At 27.6% G+C, this 19,624-nt stretch carries 12 protein-coding genes and 3 pseudogenes; 9 read left to right on the forward strand and 6 right to left on the reverse strand.

Annotated features, from left to right (window positions below; translation table 4 throughout):
• Positions 1–67 precede the first annotated feature (67 nt).
• The 4 genes and pseudogenes from D2833_RS00520 to D2833_RS04405 all read right to left on the reverse strand — a co-directional run bounded on the left by D2833_RS00520 (position 68) and on the right by D2833_RS04405 (position 5,030).
• The gene (locus D2833_RS00520) at positions 68–1,519 is read right to left on the reverse strand and encodes a hypothetical protein (RefSeq protein ID WP_011113327.1); all 1,452 of its coding nucleotides are present in this window, start codon (positions 1,517–1,519) and stop codon (positions 68–70) included.
• Between the two features lie 13 nt (positions 1,520–1,532).
• A complete protein-coding gene (locus tag D2833_RS04145; RefSeq protein ID WP_011113328.1) occupies positions 1,533–2,678 on the reverse strand; it encodes a S8 family serine peptidase in 1,146 nt (381 codons plus the stop codon).
• 77 nt (positions 2,679–2,755) lie between these two features.
• Positions 2,756–3,505: a hypothetical protein gene (locus D2833_RS04150; RefSeq protein WP_011113329.1), complete on the reverse strand. Its 750-nt coding sequence runs from the start codon at positions 3,503–3,505 to the stop codon at positions 2,756–2,758.
• A 306-nt stretch (positions 3,506–3,811) separates the two neighbouring features.
• A pseudogene (locus D2833_RS04405) lies at positions 3,812–5,030 on the reverse strand (IS256 family transposase).
• Between the two features lie 349 nt (positions 5,031–5,379).
• Between D2833_RS04405 and D2833_RS00545 the strand changes: the two are divergent.
• The 5 genes and pseudogenes from D2833_RS00545 (at position 5,380) to D2833_RS00565 (ending at position 11,702) form a co-directional block, all read left to right on the forward strand.
• Positions 5,380–7,212 carry an ABC-2 transporter permease gene (locus tag D2833_RS00545; RefSeq protein WP_027333279.1) on the forward strand — a complete coding sequence of 611 codons (1,833 nt, stop codon included), beginning with the start codon at positions 5,380–5,382 and terminating at the stop codon, positions 7,210–7,212.
• Positions 7,212–7,916: pseudogene (locus D2833_RS04390) on the forward strand (ABC transporter ATP-binding protein); the annotation flags it as partial. The gene D2833_RS00545 and the pseudogene D2833_RS04390, both read left to right, overlap by 1 nt.
• Positions 7,917–8,889: 973 nt before the next feature.
• Positions 8,890–9,888 (forward strand): aromatic motif membrane protein, encoded by a 999-nt coding sequence (locus D2833_RS00555; protein WP_011113333.1) that lies wholly within the window; start codon positions 8,890–8,892, stop codon positions 9,886–9,888.
• Positions 9,889–9,893: 5 nt separating this feature from the next.
• Positions 9,894–10,775, forward strand: a complete 882-nt coding sequence (locus tag D2833_RS00560; RefSeq protein WP_011113334.1) for an aromatic motif membrane protein — start codon at positions 9,894–9,896, stop codon at positions 10,773–10,775.
• Entirely contained in the window at positions 10,776–11,702 is a 927-nt protein-coding gene (locus D2833_RS00565; RefSeq protein ID WP_011113335.1) for a hypothetical protein, read from the forward strand.
• A gap of 504 nt (positions 11,703–12,206) precedes the next feature.
• Here the strand turns inward: D2833_RS00565 and D2833_RS00570 are convergent.
• Positions 12,207–12,566, reverse strand: a complete 360-nt coding sequence (locus D2833_RS00570; RefSeq protein WP_011113336.1) for a hypothetical protein — start codon at positions 12,564–12,566, stop codon at positions 12,207–12,209.
• 95 nt (positions 12,567–12,661) lie between these two features.
• A pseudogene (locus D2833_RS04425) lies at positions 12,662–13,826 on the reverse strand (IS256 family transposase).
• A 382-nt stretch (positions 13,827–14,208) separates the two neighbouring features.
• Here D2833_RS04425 and D2833_RS00585 point away from each other — a divergent pair.
• The 4 genes from D2833_RS00585 (at position 14,209) to D2833_RS00595 (ending at position 19,426) form a co-directional block, all read left to right on the forward strand.
• Entirely contained in the window at positions 14,209–16,152 is a 1,944-nt protein-coding gene (locus D2833_RS00585; RefSeq protein WP_170128407.1) for a S8 family serine peptidase, read from the forward strand.
• A gap of 15 nt (positions 16,153–16,167) precedes the next feature.
• On the forward strand, positions 16,168–17,646 hold the full coding sequence (locus tag D2833_RS00590; RefSeq protein ID WP_011113338.1) for a hypothetical protein: 1,479 nt from the start codon (positions 16,168–16,170) through the stop codon (positions 17,644–17,646).
• A gap of 295 nt (positions 17,647–17,941) precedes the next feature.
• Positions 17,942–18,088 (forward strand): hypothetical protein, encoded by a 147-nt coding sequence (locus D2833_RS04065; RefSeq protein ID WP_011113339.1) that lies wholly within the window; start codon positions 17,942–17,944, stop codon positions 18,086–18,088.
• Between the two features lie 6 nt (positions 18,089–18,094).
• Positions 18,095–19,426 carry a hypothetical protein gene (locus D2833_RS00595; protein ID WP_011113340.1) on the forward strand — a complete coding sequence of 444 codons (1,332 nt, stop codon included), beginning with the start codon at positions 18,095–18,097 and terminating at the stop codon, positions 19,424–19,426.
• Positions 19,427–19,624: the final 198 nt, after the last annotated feature.

A 19,624-nucleotide genomic window follows, 5' to 3' on the forward strand; every position in this document is an offset into this window, starting at 1 on the left:
AATTTTCTGTTTATATTTAAGTTAACTAATTTCACGTTTATATTTGCTTTGCTAGAACTAATATTAATTAAGGAAGATCATTATTATTGCTACTCTTTGTATTGTTTGCAACCATATATTTATTAACAAAGAATAGTGAAGCAAAAGGAACGATACTTAAAACTCCTGCTCGTTGCGCAAAAACACCTGATTTAATAAAGATTAAGAATCAAATAGAATATAAAACAACTAAAAAACCAATCCCAATCATAAACATGTCTTGCGCTGATAAAAGTGGATTAGCAGGTTGTTGCAGAAAAACCGTTGGTCGAATTACAGCAAATGTTGCTAAATTAGGGGTAGCGGCTATAAGGTATGGGTAGGCAACTATAAATAGGAGTTGGATAATCTCCATTATTATTAATACTAATGATAAGTTAAGCTTATTTTTAGTTAATTTAGCACTGAAAACATATGGATTTTTGTTTAAAACAAGAAAGATGATAGATCCAATAAAGACAGGTATTGGAATTAAAAAAAGAATAGTTCCTTGAATTGTTGCTAACGTCTCTTGGTCTATAGAAACTTCAGATCTTAAATCGATTACATATCTTTTATTATTTTCAAGCGATCAATTAAGTTTATATTCGCCTTGATTTAAAAATGTGATTGATGCCGCAGATATCGTAAATACAACAATTCAAAAGATGTAGAATATTAACAATTTGAACAGTTGTTTAGTTAATTTAATTTCAAATACACTCTTGTTTGATTCTAGGATTTTTTGATATCATTTTAGATTAACTTGTGAATCGTTATCAAGTGCTTGTTCGTTTAAGTTATTAGCTGATTTTAAAGAAATAACTGATCCAACAAAGGGAATTAAAGCTAATACTCTTTGTTTTGATTTAAATAGAGCTAGTTTAATATAGGATAAGAATAAACCAAGATAAAAAACTAAATAAACTACGTTATAAAAGATAAATGCATTCTTATTGTAAAAGTATGGAAGAATTGCAGCATAATCAATGATCGATCTTTTAAGATCGACAAAGAAATTATTATCTATTTTTATAAACGCTAATAGACCTGAATAAATCTGATCATTAGCAAAATCTACAGTCGTGGTTTTTGTTTGATAAATCTGATCTACTGATTGGTTTATTGGAAAGAAATAGGTGATTAATATTAATAAGAAAAATACCCATAAGATCAATTGAACTATCTCAATAAATGTTATTACTGTATGGATTTTTTTAGGACTATTAATTACTTTTGCACTAAACTGATATTTTTCTTTACCAGTAAGCAAAATTGGCAGCGTAATTCCAACTAGTAAAATGAAGAAAATCGATGGTAAAAATAATGAAATATTAAATTTCACTTGATCATAAAAGGAATATGATAATAAGTCATTTGATACTGCTTGACTCATTAAAACCAGCATGCCAATACTAGCAGATAAAGCAATTAATAGATAGACTATGAATAAGGTTAATTGTCTTTTGGTTACATGGATGGTCCGAAAGTTTTGGTTCATAGTGATGCAGTTTTTATTTGTTATCGATCGTTCAAGATACTGCTAAATCATTATTTACTGATTTAGATGTTTTAGATCCTTTGGAAATTATAATTTGGTAATAACCACTGTTTTTAATTTGATATCTTATGAATTCAAAATTATTAAGAGTTCTCGAAGAAGCAATATCGTTTCCGTTCATATCTCTTAAGATTAAATCATAATCCTGTGAAATATAATCAATAGAATCATAGTAGTTATTAGTGTATTTTTGAATATTTAAAGCAAAACTGTTTTTTGGTTTAAATAATCATGATAAATCGACTCTTAATACATCATTTTTATTTAAATATATTCTTCCTAAACTTAAATTATCAGAACTATCCTTTGAGTGTCATCCATTATTTACCGAAATATATTTATTATCAGTCCATTTAATATATTTCAAATTGTTGAATGCCGAATGAATTTTTTTATAATCTAAGATTCCTACACCGTAATTTTTATTTATACCCTCTTGTTTCGATGTTTTGTCGTTAGCTTCATTTAATGAAGAAACACCTAATATAGCTTTAGCAATAATAGAATTAATCCCTAATTTATATTTATCTTTGTATTTTAAAAGAGTATTAGCTATAACACCGGATATAAAAGGAGCTGAAAAACTCGTTCCATATCGATATTTATCATCTTGTGTAGCATAATTTTCTCCATTTGCAAGTATTAGCGGACCACCATAAGTATTTGTTCCTCTTGAAGAAAATGAACTTAATCTTCCGTTTGAATCATTAGATCCCACGGTTATAGAATTATATGAAAGGTTACTTCATGATAATTTTCTTGCTGATTCTATAGGATTATTACCGTTATTCCCAGCTGAAAAAACATAGATTAATTCTGGTTCGTTTGCAGTTATCAAGTCCATGTATCTCGAATAGAAATTATAGTTATACCATTGTTTTGTAACTGCATTTATAACTTTATTTTCTTGAAAATGTCCTCATGAATTATTAACGATCTTAACATTATCTAATTTCTTAATATATGAAATTTCGTTATCTAAACCTGATAACGCTAAACCGAATAAATTTAAATCATTTAAAAATGGTTGATTATACTTAATGCCATACAAATCATGATAAGGATTAACACCGTTAACCCCTGAAATAATTGAAGCCACAGCTGTTGCATGACCGCCATAGTTAGGACGTCATATTAGTCCGTGTCAAAAAGGATCTCAGCGATTATATACCCTAGTTATATCTTTGTTGAAATAATAAGTATTTCAGCGTCAATTAAGGCTTGAGCTTGAAGAAATCCTTCTCCTATTTCTAAAACTGCTACACCAACTCTTTTATTATTAGATGATAGCAATCGTGAAGTTTCATTTATAGCATTTATTCTTTCTATTTTATCATAGTTATTAGATTCGAAATTGGGTTGGTATCTGTCTAAGTATTTAGTAGTGCCTCCTGATATCTCATTAAATGGACTAAACGGAATGTCGCGCAATATAACATTCGGTTTGTACTCAGGTTCTACATCAATAATATAAAAATCACCCACTAAGTTATTAGTTTTTAAAAATCTTTCAAATTTATTGTAATCATCAGAGCCCTTTTTAAAAACTATTTCAACTAAATAATAACCTTGAATAGCTTTACTGATACTAGCATTTACTACTACTGGCTGTTTTTTAATGAGCTTTAGAATATTATTATTATCATAAACACGGAAATCACCATTAAAAGTAATGAATCCTTGGTAATAGTCATTGTTTTCAAAGTCATAAAGCTCATCGTAAGAACCGCCATATAAATCTTCTGACGGATTAATATCTTGTTTATTAATTTCTAGACTATTATTAACTAAACCATAATTACGATTATAAGTTCTTTTGGAATCGCTAAGTTTTCCAGTTTTATCATTATTAAAAGTAGCAAAAAGTGGAACAGCAGGAGTTATTATTGCTAATGAAATAATACTTGTAATTTTTTTAATTTTCATATCAATCCTTAAAAAATCTAATAGTTATTTAGATAAAACTATACGTAAACAATCCAGGTGGTCATTAGATTTCAGTTATTTTTTCTTTACAACACAAACATAATTATTTAATAATAGAAATGCATTTTCATATCATCATTCAAATAATATGATTTTTTAGTTTAACATATTCAACAGCCGATTCTTTTGTTTCACAAAAAAAATAATTCGAAATTTATTAACAGGTATTTTGAGAAATTTTGGTGAACAAAGATAATTTTGTTTAATCTGAGTTTTTTCAAACTTCCCGTTTTTCTCAAATAAGTACTAAAATAGATGCATCAACTCTTCATATTTTTTTTAATTGAATTTCCAACTCCGCGACTATTTTTATTTAGTTTTTTATCTCTTGGGCTGTAACCAAAATGTACATAAAGATCTAATAGTTAGTTAGCTTATGTTATTAAAAGATTTTTTTGTAGTTAAGAAACTATCAACTACAGTTTTCAACTATATTGCTGATATAAACTAATGTCCATAAAGCTTTAGAAAAAGCGAAGAGTTTTTCTATGCTGTTTATAGTTCTTTTGACAACTTCACCTGCCTGCTTGGCTAGAACCAACTTACTTATTTTTTTAATATTAAAGCTGTATTTTGCGCATTCTCAACTGTCTGCGCCGTATATGTTTTTAAGTACCTTAAAAAATCTGATCTCGTGGAGTATGATAAATATTTTGCTGCATTTCTAATCATGTAAAGGGTGCAAGTAATGTGCATTCTCTGGATAAGCCTTCTCAATTACCCATTTAAGCCATCTAAACTATAATGCATGTTTCAGACAATCCTCGTTATTTGAGATTACCAAGAAGGTTCATTCATTCAGTAGCCGGTTTAGTGTTACTTACGTATAGTGCTATAAGCTCTTTTTGACAGTTAGCATTGATTCATACCACCACATAAAGCTTTTTATTTACATACTTTGAACGTCCGCTTTCTTCAGTTTTAATCTTAAAACCTTACCGTCAATCACTATGATTGGATAGTTGTTTTCAAGCGACCTTTCACGCCGATCGCGTATCTCTTCTTGAACAGTTTGGATGCAATTTGAGATTACGCTAGGGCTTACTTTGAACCCATACATTAACGTTATTTGATCAGCAATTTCATTGTTTGATAAACGAGTAGAAGTTAAAGAAAGAACATCTAAGATAAACTTATCTTGAATAATTCTTTGATATTTCAGGATAATTTGAAAGTTTTGATTTTCGTTACGAATTCTTTTTATTCTTATGGGAGTTTCTTCTTTCCCTCACTTAACATTTCTAGTGTATGAGCCATTTTGATACACGTTCTCATCATTATCAGCATTTTTCTCTTAGTAACTCTAGTTTACCAACGTGTTCATCATTAACTAAAGCCTGTAAAACAGGCTCGGCAATACAATTAGTGATGTTTAATAGTTACTTTCTACTACCAGGACCAAATTGTTTAACCAATCGACAATTAATTTTTGAATCTGTTTCATTTGTTCGTCTTTTGAATTTATTCTTGTTTACCGTTTATTAAATTATATTAGTCTTTCTTGTTTGAGTTGATAAATGTTTTACACAAAATTTAATTCAGTGCCACAAAAAACATTTTTATCGGTTTTACTTACTTGAGTAAAAAGTTGATTAAAAACTCATTAATTGTTAAATTGATATATAATATAAAAAAGTTAATTCTATACCCATGAACCTAAATAAAAAATTTTTATTAGGTTATAATATCCCCAAATTTTTAATTTGAATATTATTTAATTAATAATTTAGTAGTTGGAACTACTAAATTATTAATTATTTAAAACATACGCAATCGTTGATTATTCCACTTATTATTATCATTTAGTAGTTAATATGAAATCAGTAAAAAGTTATGTATATTTTTTACATAAAATCATCTTAAAAAAGAAAAGCAGTTACGTCTTACCAATTGTCTTTTTTGCTTTAGCAATTATCTTTAGCATTACATTATCAGTAGTTCAGATTCCAGATCGTTTTAAGAACTTTACTATTTATGCAATTATCTTTGCTGAAATGATTCTAACAATCTTTTATGCGAGTTTAAAAGCACTAAATATTTATAAAGATTTAGAAGAAGAAGGATTGGAATTACTTACATATAGTAAACCGATTAACCGAAGGGATATTTTTATTGCTAAATTTATTGTTTTTATTATTTTCGATTGTTATTGAGCAATATTAATGACGCTTAGCAATATAATTTTAGTTTTAAATCTACAAAAAACAAACTTAACACTGGTTTTGTTACTTTCATTTACGGTTTTCTTTTTTGCTTTTTTAATTTTTGGGTTGTTTGCTTCAATCATCGGTTATAAATTCAATGGAAAGATTGCCTTAGCGATCCCATTAACAATCATCTCGCCTTTAATTATTGGTGGTAGTATTGTAAGCTCACAGTCTACTTCGTCAGCAAACAATTTAGCTTTCTATCTGAATACAAAAAGGTTATTACAACCAGCTGGAAATGAAGCTAATGTAGAAACATTTTATCTAAATAATAATCAGGATAATTTTTATATCTTACCAAACGGTTATGACGAACCAACCTTTAGTCAAAAACAAACTGAATATCTAAGAACTGCTTATAATTTTGCAAAAAACTCGTCTACTGAATGACAGATATATTCTTGACTAGTTACCCCTTATCAAATGATTGATATCTTTAACTTTAAAAACCAAAATATTTTTAATACATTTCAAAGTAACTATACTACTAATTTAGATAACTACCTATATTACAACAAGCTAGATGCACCAACATATTCTTATCAATTAAATGAGAATAACGTTTTACCAAGATATTTAGTCAATATACGTGACGACAAAACACCTAATTATCAAGATGTTTATTTAGTTCCAGGAGCCTTAAAAAATAATTTAAATCCAAGTTTAGACGAACTAAATAACACTAAAATTATCTATGCGCGACAGGATGCTGATAATTTTGATATTACTTTTCCTGAAGATGAATTTAATAATACTAATGCTAGTGATATTGTCGGCAAATTGAACTGAACTTATATTAAAGAATTATTAGATTCAAAAGTATTTAATGCTTATTCTAAACAATTTATTGATAATTTAATTAAGTCTGATGGTTATATAAACGGGGATCCTAATGATTTAACTTATTATCACAATCTTCTTATGAGTGAGATTCAAAATGAAATTACTGATGAACAATCTAAGTTTAACAATTTGGATGATAATATAACCGTTTTAGAGGATTCATCAATTACCAACAAAATAATTAAATCTAATATTGAAAGACAGATCTATTTAACTGTTGCTTTAGTTTATTACATTTACTTTAATCAAAATAACGATCTATTAACAACTGCTTTATTATTTAATAATAAGCTAGATGATAATTCAAATAACTTTACACCAAAACAATTAAGTTTTAATTATGGTGCTTATACTTACCATATTGGTGGATATACAAATTACTCAACTAAGCAAGAAGTGCAAAATAATAAAGTTATCATTCGTTACGACTTAAAACAATCTAATAATTTTGTTTTTCAACCTGTGACACAAATTATGCAAATGACGCGTAACAAAGAGATTATTAATAAATACTCATTCATTTTACTATGAGCTGTGATTGCATCATTATTTGTAGTAGCAAACAATATCTTATACATTAGAAAGGATTACAAATAATGTATATCTTGGAAGTTAAACGTTTAAATAAAATATATCAAGATAAGAAAAGCTCTAGAGGAGTGTTTGATTTAAATTTTAGTGTTGAAAAAGGGGCATTTCACGCTTTTATTGGTGAAAATGGTGCAGGAAAAACTACAACAATTAAGTCAATTATTGGTTCATATCGTCAATATGAAGGTGAGATTCTAATTAATGGCATTTCCTCACGAGAAGCTGCTTCTAAAGCTAAGTTAGGTTATGTGCCAGAAAATACAATTTTTCCAAAAGAACTAACAACATGAGAATATTTGTTTTCCTTGGCTAAATTAAGTGGTTTAAGTTCGACTCAAGCTAAAACCAAAATTAATGAATTGTTGAAAAAATTTGATATTGTTGATTTAGTAAATTTAAAACCATATTCTTTTTCATCCGGACAAAAGAAAAAAGTATTATTAATGCAAGCATTAATTAACGATCCTGAAATAATTATTTTGGACGAACCAGCAGCTAACTTAGACCCCACTGCTCGATATCAATTATTTAAATTATTAAGTCAATTACATAACGAAGGTAAAACGATATTTATCTCTTCACACAATCTTAGTGAAATTGATAAATACGTTGATTCTTACACTTTAATTCATAAGGGTAAAATAATTTCATCGAGTAAGAAAGAAAAATCATTAGAATGCATTTTTTATGAAAAGTCATCAATAAATAAAATATTTGTTTTTATCGCAAGTTTTAGTATTTTTCCTGGCTTACTTTTATCTAGCTGTGTTAATGAAAGAAATCCAAAAGATCAAAGCGAAGTAACTATTAAACTAAAACAGAAACAACCCTTAACAACAAATGAAATGTTTGTTGAAAATTATTTGAATCAAATTCAACCTGATAAGAAATTAGCCGATCTATACAAAAGAACTCAGCTAACTATCTCTAATGCTTTTTATGATGAATTAAAAGCAGCATTAATCACAGCTAGCCCTTCAAACATTAATGTCTTGTCAAAGTCAGCTTCAGAAAACTCATTACAAGTAACCAACTCAATTAACACAATCAAAAACACATTAACTAAAAACTGATTTTGATACTTGTGAAATATCAATCAAAACACATACGTTTTAAATTACTTTAACGACGATTACACTGACATCAAAGGTAATGAAGAAACTCCAGATAATCCAAAGAACACTAAAAGTCTTTTTGATTACGTTCAAGATAAATATAAATCATATTTTTATAATTTAAAAAACTTAACTTTTGAAGGAATTAAAACATTTGAGTTGGCAAACCAAAAACATGATGTTTATACGGCAAAAACGGCTAATTATTTAAAATTAGGAACAGATGCTTTCATTGTGTTTTTTAGATATACACAAGATAATAAAGAAGAGATTTTATTTTCCCCAGATGTTTTTGTTAAAAATGTTGAAAATTTAGATCTGAATACTTTAATTGATGCTTTTAATACAAATTATATTTTAGCTTACGAAAATATAATTAAACAAATGATTAATTATTACACTGTGTTAGGAGAAGAAAATCCAGAAGATCTAGCTTACAAGGAACATGCTGATAACGTTCTTTTTAGCTTATACACAAGAAACAATTACGCAAGCGTTTTTAATAGGGCTTTAGATCTAGTAAACAATGATCAACTAAAACTTTTAAGGTATAGATGAGGAGATATCAATGAAATTAAAAACTAAATTAACCAAATTATCTTTAATTATTCCGTTTGCTTTTAGTGCCGCTTCATGTGCTGATTATGATCAAAAATCAAAATTAAGTTCACTTATTGATCACAGTAAGGATATTTCTTTAAGAACAACAAGTAAGGAAGAATTAGTTCATAAGAATATTATTGATAGTTTACTTAATTTAATCTATAAAAATACTCCTGAAGCTCAAAATGCTAAAGAAGTTTATATTCATCAACAAGAAACAAATGCCGATAATATAAAAGCGCAATTTAAACAAATTGAAGAAGACTTTAATAAACAATTCAAAATTTTAGAAATAACTAATTGAGAAGAAGAGTTAAAACAAAAACGTGAAGAATTAATTTTTTCTAGATTTAACCCTGAAAAAGCTGCTGAAATAAGAGCAAGAATTCAAGAACTCCAAGACTTAATTGCTAGCGCTAGAAACGATGATAATCCAATTGATTTTTTTGCTCAATATCAAGATTTTGTGTCAAAAAATTGATTCTTTATTCTTAACAACTTAAATATCTTTGATTGAAACTTTATAACCTGAGCGCTAAATCCTTATTATCCCGAATCAAAGAAGATCTTAGTATCTGAAGAATACCAAAACAAAGTTAAAAGATTAACACCATTTAATAGTTTGAATTTTAGCAACACTTATTTAGATGATATTAAACTTGGCGATGAAAGTCGTGAAATTGGCGATAATGACGTTTATTATCTCAAAAAAGATAAACTAGTCCTTAGATTTTTAATTAGGACCGTTTCAGCACCTATTAGTGGAGTTGTTCTAAGTTATTTACCAATATATTTTGGAGCTTCAAGAGCAAAAAACATTTCATTAAATTTAATTTCATCAGTTATTCATAGTGGGTTTATTCACCGTTATGAAACGGGATTACAACAATACGAAGTTGATATGCCAATAAAGCAAAGATATGGTTATCCGGCTTTTGTTTTTAATTTTCTAAAAAAAGGATAAAACTAATGAAAATTAAAAAGGCTTTTTTAAAATTTATTATCAGTTCAGCTTTTGTTAGTCTTGCTTTAGTTACAATTCCATCTTATGGTATTAAAAGTCAAGTTGTGAGTCAAAACTTAGATCAAATTAACTTAACTTCTGATCTTGATTTAAAATGAAGAAATTTTTTAAATCAAACTGCTATTACTAATGTTTTGCATGAAATGTTTGGTGATAACAATCAAGCAAAAGATGAATACATTAAAAGTCAATTTGATCTGATTAACTCACCATATGCAATCAAATTAAAATCAGCACTTAAATATGCTAATTTAATTACAAGACCATCAACAGCTAAATTCGATTTTTTTAGTGGTATTTCATACCCTTATCCAATCGAACAGGCTATTAAGGTTATCGACGAAGCACAAAGTCAAAATTGGTTATGATATCTATATAATTTAACTACTTTAGTTTTTATGCAAAAATCTGATTTTACCAGGCAAAACAATGAATCTGCTGCATCTTTTGCTATTCGCGATAACGAAAACAAACTACTTTACAGTAATTTTGTAACCTTAAAAAGTAATATTTTTATCCAAGAGGTTAAACAAGTTGATTCAGATAATAATGTTACTTTTTATCTATTAAATAAGGATGGTTATATTTTACAAATCGAAATACGCAAAGATCCAGAAGAACCAACTAGCGCTATTATATTTGGATATATTAGAACATATCCAAAATTATTAGAAGCTAATCAAATTAACGAGATTTTTAATTTAAACAAATATGTAAACCTATATGCTTCGTTTGGTTTAAGTTCTAATAATGAAACTGCTGAGGTTTTATATAAAGACTTTTATGGAGGGGTTTTATTGCAATATACTGCAGTAGATATTTATTAAATGAAAAAGATATTTAAACTATTAAATTTAGGTTTGTTAACTGCTTTATTACCTATTGTTATAGCATCTTGTACTAATGACAATATTTCTGAAAAAATTAGGATGAAAAGCGATGATAAAGTATCTTATAGTCCGCTACCTAGATTATTTTTTCCTAAAGCTAAGTATGTTGATGATTTAGAAGCCGCTTTAGCTAAATATGATTTAAGTTTTTCTGATGAACAGGAACAAAATTTTGAGAAATTTGATCTTGCAAAATTTAATAAATTAGATAGCCAGTTAACTAAAAATGCGAATGAAATCTATCGTTTGCAAAAACAAATTGCTGAAACATCAATATCAGCTGAAGTTAAAGCAGAAAAACATCAACAAATTTTAGTTTTGTTCGATAAAAACTCAGCTTTATTAAGTGATAATATTATGGCTTTCTTTAAGTATATTTATAATTTCAGAATGAAATTTTATGATTACGCTTTATTAACAGATTCATTTAAAAATAACTCAGAAAACCATTCAGCTCGTTATCTACATTTTGCACTAAACGTTAATAACCAGTTTGCTAATGATAATCTTGCAGCTCATATTCATTTTAGATACAACCGTAGCATCACTCGCGTAAATATTGTTGGCACTGATTTAAAGACTTCTATGTTGGTTGACTCAGAATTAAGAGAAGGGTACAGAGTTATGTATGTGTCTTTATCAAATGTAATCTTCAAACTTTATGTTTCAAATGATAACAAAATTTCATTAGATTCAAGAGCGATCTTCTTCTCTGGTGCTATTGGAAACATTGACCCACAAGAAACATTGGATGCTATGGAAAAAAATCCTGAAAAATTAACTCAGTTTGACATTGAAAATTTTGAAAACAAATTTACTGCACTCCCATATGTTAAATACCCACAAATTAACTCAATTTTTTAACAATTAATTTCATATAAATAACCAAAATCATCGGTAAAAATTAATAAAATTAACATGCTGCTGCTAAAAACAATTTGCATGTTGATTTTATTTTGCATTAGTTTTAGTTCTATTTAATTAGCCTCATAACCAAAACAATCAATTGATAAAGGTGTTAATGATTTGTTAACAATCTTGATTGTATGTTGATCATAACTAGCAAATCTGTTTTCAAACAACTTGACACCATTCATTGCGTAGGTTGATGAAATCTTATAGTTTTGCTTAATTAATTTCCATCTTCGTAAATATCTACAATGACTGGTTGATTAGACGTATTGCCATAAAGAACAAACACTTTCATCTTTCTAGAAAACTCAAGATAATCATTAACTTTATCAGTAGTTAACAAGCTTCCATTAACTAATGATGTGTTATTATCATCAACTTTTCAAAAGTCATAATAATTAGCGCTATCATTAATTGCGTCTAAATACTTATTAATTCGATTATCTTGATAAAAAGCTATTCTCCAATAACAATTCCGCTATTAGTACTTGTATTTTTATATCAAACTTGATCGCTTACATTAGTTGAATTTACTAATGCTTCTACGTTTGCTGATAAATAAGCAGTATCACCATTACCCGTAGAATTACAGCTAGATAAATTACCACCACTAATTATGGTGCTATCACCTATACTTGAATTGTTTACAACTGAACTATTAGCGCTGTTAATTTTATTAAGATTAGCAGTCTCGCTTTGCGCATTATTTTCAGTAGCTACCTGAAGTTGAACCCTATCATTCCTTACTTGTTTTTTTAAGACTGAAACATAAGCACAACTACTCATTGCTAGACCTAAAAAGATGATTGAAAGCAATCATACAAGTTTTGTGGGGACAAAGCTAATTTTGTGTAATTAGATTTTCTCTAATTTTTAGTTTTTTTAATTAAGTTCGAAGATATATCCATTAACTATTCATATATTCTATATCAATTTCTAACTCTTCGAGTTTTTTGATTTAGTTTTTTATATCTTGGGTTGTTACCAAAATGTACATAAAGATCTAATAGGAATTGATTTATGTTATTAAAAGACTTTTTCGCAGGTAGGAAAGTGCCAATTACTGAATTATAGTTTTCAACTATGTTGCTAGTATAAACTAATGTCCGTAAATCCTTAAAAAGTAAAGAGTTTTCTATGTTGTCCATGGTTCTTTGGATAACTTCGATTGCGCTCTTGTTAGAACTGCCTCACTTATTTTTTAAATATTCAAAGCTCTGTGTTTTGCGCCTTCCAATTGTTTGCACCATATATGTTTTTTTAAGTCTCTTAAAAAATTGGGCTTCATGGAGTGTAATACATATTTCGCGGCATTTCTAATCATATGGACCGTACAAGTAATATGTATAGCTTTCGGATAAACGTTCTCACTTGCTTCTTTGAAACCCTTTAAGCCATCCGTAACAATAATACATGTTTCAGACAATCCCGTCCTTTAAGATCATCAACAAGGTTTGTTTATTCAGTATCCCATTCAGTGCTATAAGTTCTTTTTAACAGTCAGCATTGATTTCTATCACCAGATAAAGTATTTTATTTTTATACTTTGAACGTCCACTTTTTTTAGTTTTGATCTTAAAAACCTTACCGTCAATCATTATGATTGGGTAGTTGTTTTCTAGCGACCTTTCGTGCCAATCGCGCATCTCATTTTGAATAGTTTTGAAGCAATTTTAGATTACGCTAGGACTTACTTTAAAAACATACGTAGCCGTTATTTGATAAACAATTTCATTGTTTGAGAAACTAGCAAAAACTAAAGAAAGCACATCTAAGATAACTTATTTTGGATGATTCTTTGATATTTCGGGATAATTTGAGAGTCTTGATTTTCACCACGAATTCTTTTCATTATTATAGGAATTTTCCTTGCCTACATTTAACATTTCTAGTGTTTGGCTGTTTTGATACTTAACAACATTTTCTCTCAACAATTCTAGTTTACCAATGTGTTAATCATCAACCTGAGCCTGTAAACAGGCTTAACTATATAATGAGTGATGTTTAATAGTTACTTTAACTACCAGAACCAAATTGTTTAACAAACTAAACAATTAATTTTCAAATCTGTTTCATTTGCTCGTCCTTTAACTTCTTATTTTTTTAACTCTCATCAAATTATATTTAGCTATGTCTTTTAGGTTAATTAACTGTTTTACACAAAATTGATTCGGTGCTATAATTTCCTATAATGACGAATAAAGTGAAAAAAGTTATTAATCATAAGTAAGTTTAGGTAAACAAAAACAAAATCTTAAAACTTAAAAATTTGACACAAAAATTGATTCTTATATTAAGATAAGTTATATTATAAGTTATATTAGTTGATTTATAAGATAGTCCAAGCTATTATTTTTCAATATTTAAAAATGATATTTTGAAAAAGCTTTGAATAAATAGATATAGCTATTAATTCAAAATTAGTTTGGGTTATTTACATTTATTATTAGAAGATTTTATGAAGTTAAATAAAATTATAAGTGTAATTTCACTAGGAGTAACAGGAGCAGCATTTCCGCTATCTGTCGTTTTCAACAGTTATAAAAAAACTAATACTAAGAGCTTAATTAATAAAACTACCAACGGAGTTATTAATAAAGATAAAACAAATACCAAAGTACTAAATAATGAAACAGAAAACCTAGTTGATCAATCTAGCGATTCGTTTTATGACTTTGAAAAAAACGATTACTTTAAAGGTTTTATTACCTTTAAAGGCAATTTTGATATTTTCAACCATGATAATATTTTGAAACTTATAAGACAGCAACCTCAAGTTCTATACGCGAAAAAAAGCCTTGCAATCAAAAATTATTATTTAGTTACACTTTCTTTCAAAAAGAATTCAGATGATAAAAAACAATTTGATAGTTTCTTAAACACATACGATCTGGTTGGGGATTTTTATGAAATAGAAAATGATGAAAAGGTTGAATCTAATCCTTCTATTGCGATCATAAATGGCGTTGAGGACAGTTACGTTAATGGTGGTGGATTATCACAAAATTTAAACAGATATAGGAATAACTTTGAATCCAACTACTATACTGATCTAGATAGAAATGTAATTATACAACATGTAGATCATCAAGTTAATTATTACGGTCAAAAAAGAATTGGTATAGCTGTATTAGAGGTAGGTGAAGGTGATAAACATCCAGAACGAGCTTTAATTGATGCTAATAATTCTTCTTATTATTTCGACAAAAAGATAACCAATGTCTACAATAGATGAGATCCTTATTGAAACGGGTTGTTTCATAAACCAACATACGGAAATCACTCTACGGAAGTTGCTTCAGTAATTTCTGGAATAAATGGAGTAAATCCTTACCATAATTTATATGGAGTGAAAGTAAATCTATTTAATAGTTCGCTTTTGTATGCTTTTTCAGGTTTAGATAATGAAATAGATTATATAAGACGCATCGATAACTTAAAAATTGTTAATAATTCTTGGGGTATAGGGAAACCGAAAAATGCTAATTCGAATTTATTTAAATATAATTACTATTCAAGATTCTTAGATCTATTAACTGCAAACGAAAGAGATTTGATATTTGTAATTGCAGCAGGTAATGAAGGAAATACAAATCTTCCAAAATTATTTGGTTTTGATCTGTCATATAACAGCATATTAGTTGGTTCTAACAACGATGATAAATCATTAAGTTGATTTTCATCACGAGGGTCAAATACATATAGCTCACCTCTTATTTTGGCTAATGGTTCTTCATATCCATTTAAAAATTCAAGAAAATCGGGAACAAGTTATTCTGCCCCTTTTGTATCTGGTGTCTTGGCTAATACACTAATTCAATATAAGGAAAAATATAAACTAGGAATTAATTCAATTATTGCTAAAGCAGCATTAGGCGTTTCATCAACAAATGAAAAAAACGATAAAACTGTAGAGAAAAATAGATTAGATCCTTCTCAAGGTGTGGGGATACTAAATTATCAAAAATTATGATCTGCATTCAATAATCTTAAATATATAAAATGAACTGATAGTAGTGATGTTTTAGTGAATAATTTATGAAAATCTAAAAACGTTGATAAAAGCTTAACAATAGAAAGGCTGCAGTTAAAAAAAGGTGATAACTTAAGAATTAGTTTATCTTGACTATTTAAACCTTCAAGTTCAACTGTATATAGATGAGAACAAAACAATAAAGATTTAACTAGTTCAATAAATTATGATGAACAAAACTTCAATTTGATCTTTAGAAAAACCGATGGTAACATTTTTAAAAGAACAGAATCATTAAATAATTTTGAATTTCTACAAGTGCCTATTACAGAGGATGGATCTTACGAAATCATTGTTTCTAAGCCGAATCAAAAACCATCTAAAACAGAAACAGAACTAGCTTTATCTTGAACAAAAGAAAGAATTTAGGATTTATATTTAATTATGAAAAACTATCTAAAAATTATTAATATTACAAGGAGACAATTAGCATTATTTCTAGTCTTCTTAGGGACCGTAATATTTGCTAGTGCAGGAATCATCTCTTTGATGACATATGCACTTTCAGATCAAGGGTTTTATTTTGTAATATACGATCAAATGAAATTTAATATTTCATTGATTTTACCACTGATTTTCTTCGTTATTTTTGCTGTTGCTGGTTTAACAATTTTACTAATAGGTAAAGAGAGTTATCAATTTAGCAACAAGTTAATTAAAAATCCAAATTGATTGAAAATCGTCATTTTATTTGTTGAAATTATTCAATTAATTATTTGAGCTTTGTTCATCATAATTTTAATGACTTACTTTTACCCAATAAATAAGTCAATTGATGAAATTTATCAAGCTCAAACATCAACTGTTGATTTTAACAACAACACTATTTATTCAGGGTTATTATCTTTTGTTCAGATTAACAATAATTTCTTTGCTGATTTAAAAATATCAATTTTAAATTATGCATCTATCCTTCCGTATTTTTACAATAAAGATTCGTTTACATTCTGAAACATTGTTTATTTAACTTTATATTTAAGTTTCTTCTTAGCTTATGTTAAGTTAAGTCTTTTCAAACAAAAGCAAAAACTGTTCTCACTAATTCCCTTTGCTGGGTTAATTTCTTATTTAAAAACACCTAATAAGTTAGAACAAAACGTTTTCTTAGAACCAGACACAACAGGTTTAAAGTGATATCAAAAAATCCTAGCATCAAATCAAACAGTATTTAAGATCAAGTTAACTAAAACTGTTCTTTACTTATCGTTATTCTATTTGATTTTTGTTATAGGTTTTGTTAGTTACTTCATTACAATAACATTTATATATGGAATTGGTTTTAAACTAAAACGATCTGTAGATGTAAATAATGCATATGTATATGATTTTAATCGTTGAAACAGACAATTTAATGATTCTGAGCTAAGAGTAGTCTCTGATTACAGAACAGCATTACCGCTATTCTTCATTATTACATTTTTCGTAATGAGCTTAGGAATTATCTTTGATAAAAATCCTTATACTTTTGGTGTTAAAGTTAGAAAAAATCAAGCTAGATTATCTTTAACTTTATTAGCTATAGATATAATTCAAGCATTATTCATTACATTATTGATCTTATTCTTGTCTGCTAACGCTTACGATAAAATTAATCCTACAGTCGAAAACAAAGCGTTACCCGTAGATAGCGATTTTAATGATCCTTGATCTCTATATACTGGTCAAGATCTATTTATTACTAGTAGCTTAGTGTTTGTGCTTACATACTTTAGTTGATTCTTAGCATATGCTAAAGGTGGAGTGTTTTCTAGAAGAACTAGAATCTTAATGTACGTTCCATTTGCTTCATTATTCTTTGTTAATTACCATGTCGTTAATAAAGAAATAAGTAACAGTAAATCATACAGATGTCAAACTATTTAGGATATTAAATCCGAACCTTAAATAATCTATTAAATTTAGACAATAATTCGTAAAGAATTATTGTCCATATTTTTATACTTAATTTTAGTGATTATTTTACCACTGTGCGCAAAATTTAGTCTGTAGCCAATTTAACTATTCACAAGGCGCTCTTTCTTTTTATAAAATAAATGTATAAAGAGATTTATTAAAGTATCTTAATCTTGTTTTAGTATTTTTTTTAATAAGGTTTCATTACTTTTAATGAATAAGGATGATTAATTAGCTTGATTTATATATTTAATTACAAGTACAAATGAAATTTACAAAAATTATTAATATCACCAGGAGACAATTAGCATTATTTCTAGTCTTCTTAGGGACCGTAGTATTCGCTAGTGCAGGAATTATCTCTTTGATGACATATGCACTTTCAGATCAAGGGTTTTATTTTGTAATATAAGATCAAATGAAATTTAATATTTCATTAATTTTACCACTGATTTTCTTCGTTATTTTTGCTGTTGCTGGTTTAATAATTTTACTAACAGGTAAAGAGAGTTATCAATTTAGCAACAAGTTAATTAAAAATCCAAAACAATTAAAAATTCTAATTTCATTTGTTGAAATTATTCAATTAATTATTTGAGCTTTGTTCATCATAATTTTAATGACTTACTTTTACCCAATAAATAAGTCAATTGATGAAATTTATCAAGCTCAAACATCAACTGTTGATTTTAACAACAACACTATTTATTCAGGGTTATTATCTTTTGTTCAGATTAACAATAATTTCTTTGCTGATTTAAAAATATCAATCCTAAATTACGCATCAGTCCTTCCGTATTTTTACAATAAGGATTCGTTTGTATTCTGAAACATTGTTTATTTAACTTTATATTTAAGTTTCTTCTTAGCTTATGTTAAGTTAAGTCTTTTCAAACAAAAGCAAAAACTGTTCTCACTAATTCCCTTTGCTGGGTTAATTTCTTATGTGACAACACCTAACAACTTAGAGCAAAATGTTTTCTTAAAACTAGACACAACAGGTTTAAAGTGATATCAAAAAATCCTAGCATCAAATCAAACGGTATTTAAGATCAAGTTAACTAAAACAACCCTTTCTTTATCTTTATTCTATCTAGCTAGTGTCTTAGGATTTGTTATTTATGCAATCGCAATAACATTTATGTATGGAATTGGTTTTAAACTAAAACCATCTGTAGATGTAAATAATGCTTATGTATATGATTTTAATCGTTGAAACAGAGAATTTAATGAATCAGAATTAAGATTAATGACTGATTTCTCAACTGCATTAATGGCATTTTTCATTATCATATTCGTAGTAATGAGCTTAGGAATTATTTTAGATAAAAATCCCTATACTTTTGGTGCTGTAGTTGGAAAAAATCAAGTTAGATTATCATTAACTTTACTAGCTATAGATATAACTCAATCCTTATTCTACACATTGATATTCTACTTTTATGTTGCTAATGCTTATGATAGTTTATATCCTTTAGCAGTACCACTCGATCTCGATCTAAGAGGAGACACTGATCGTAATAATGCGGGTTGACTTTATGGAAGTCAAGATTTATTTATTACTACTAGTTTAGTGTTTGTACTTACCTACCTGAGTTGATTCTTAGCATATGCTAAAGGCGGAGTGTTTTCTAGAAGAACTAGAATCTTAATGTACGTTCCATTTGCTTCATTATTCTTTGTTAAGTATCATGTTGGTAATCCAAAAATAAGAAACAGCAATATCAATAGATGCCGATTGCTTTATTAAAAAAAGATTTTTTGATAATTATCGTGTTCATTTTACACAAACTTGAGTTGATTGCAAAAAATTTGTTTATTCCAACAACATCTTGAAACACCGGATATAAAAACACTTTTTATCTAGTAATATAAATGAAATTAAATAAGCGAAAAATGCTACCAACAATTAAGGATATGTTGGATGAATGAATTCAAATAAACCAAA

This window comes from Mycoplasmoides gallisepticum (assembly GCF_900476085.1).
Classification (GTDB): domain Bacteria; phylum Bacillota_I; class Bacilli_A; order Mycoplasmatales; family Mycoplasmoidaceae; genus Mycoplasmoides; species Mycoplasmoides gallisepticum.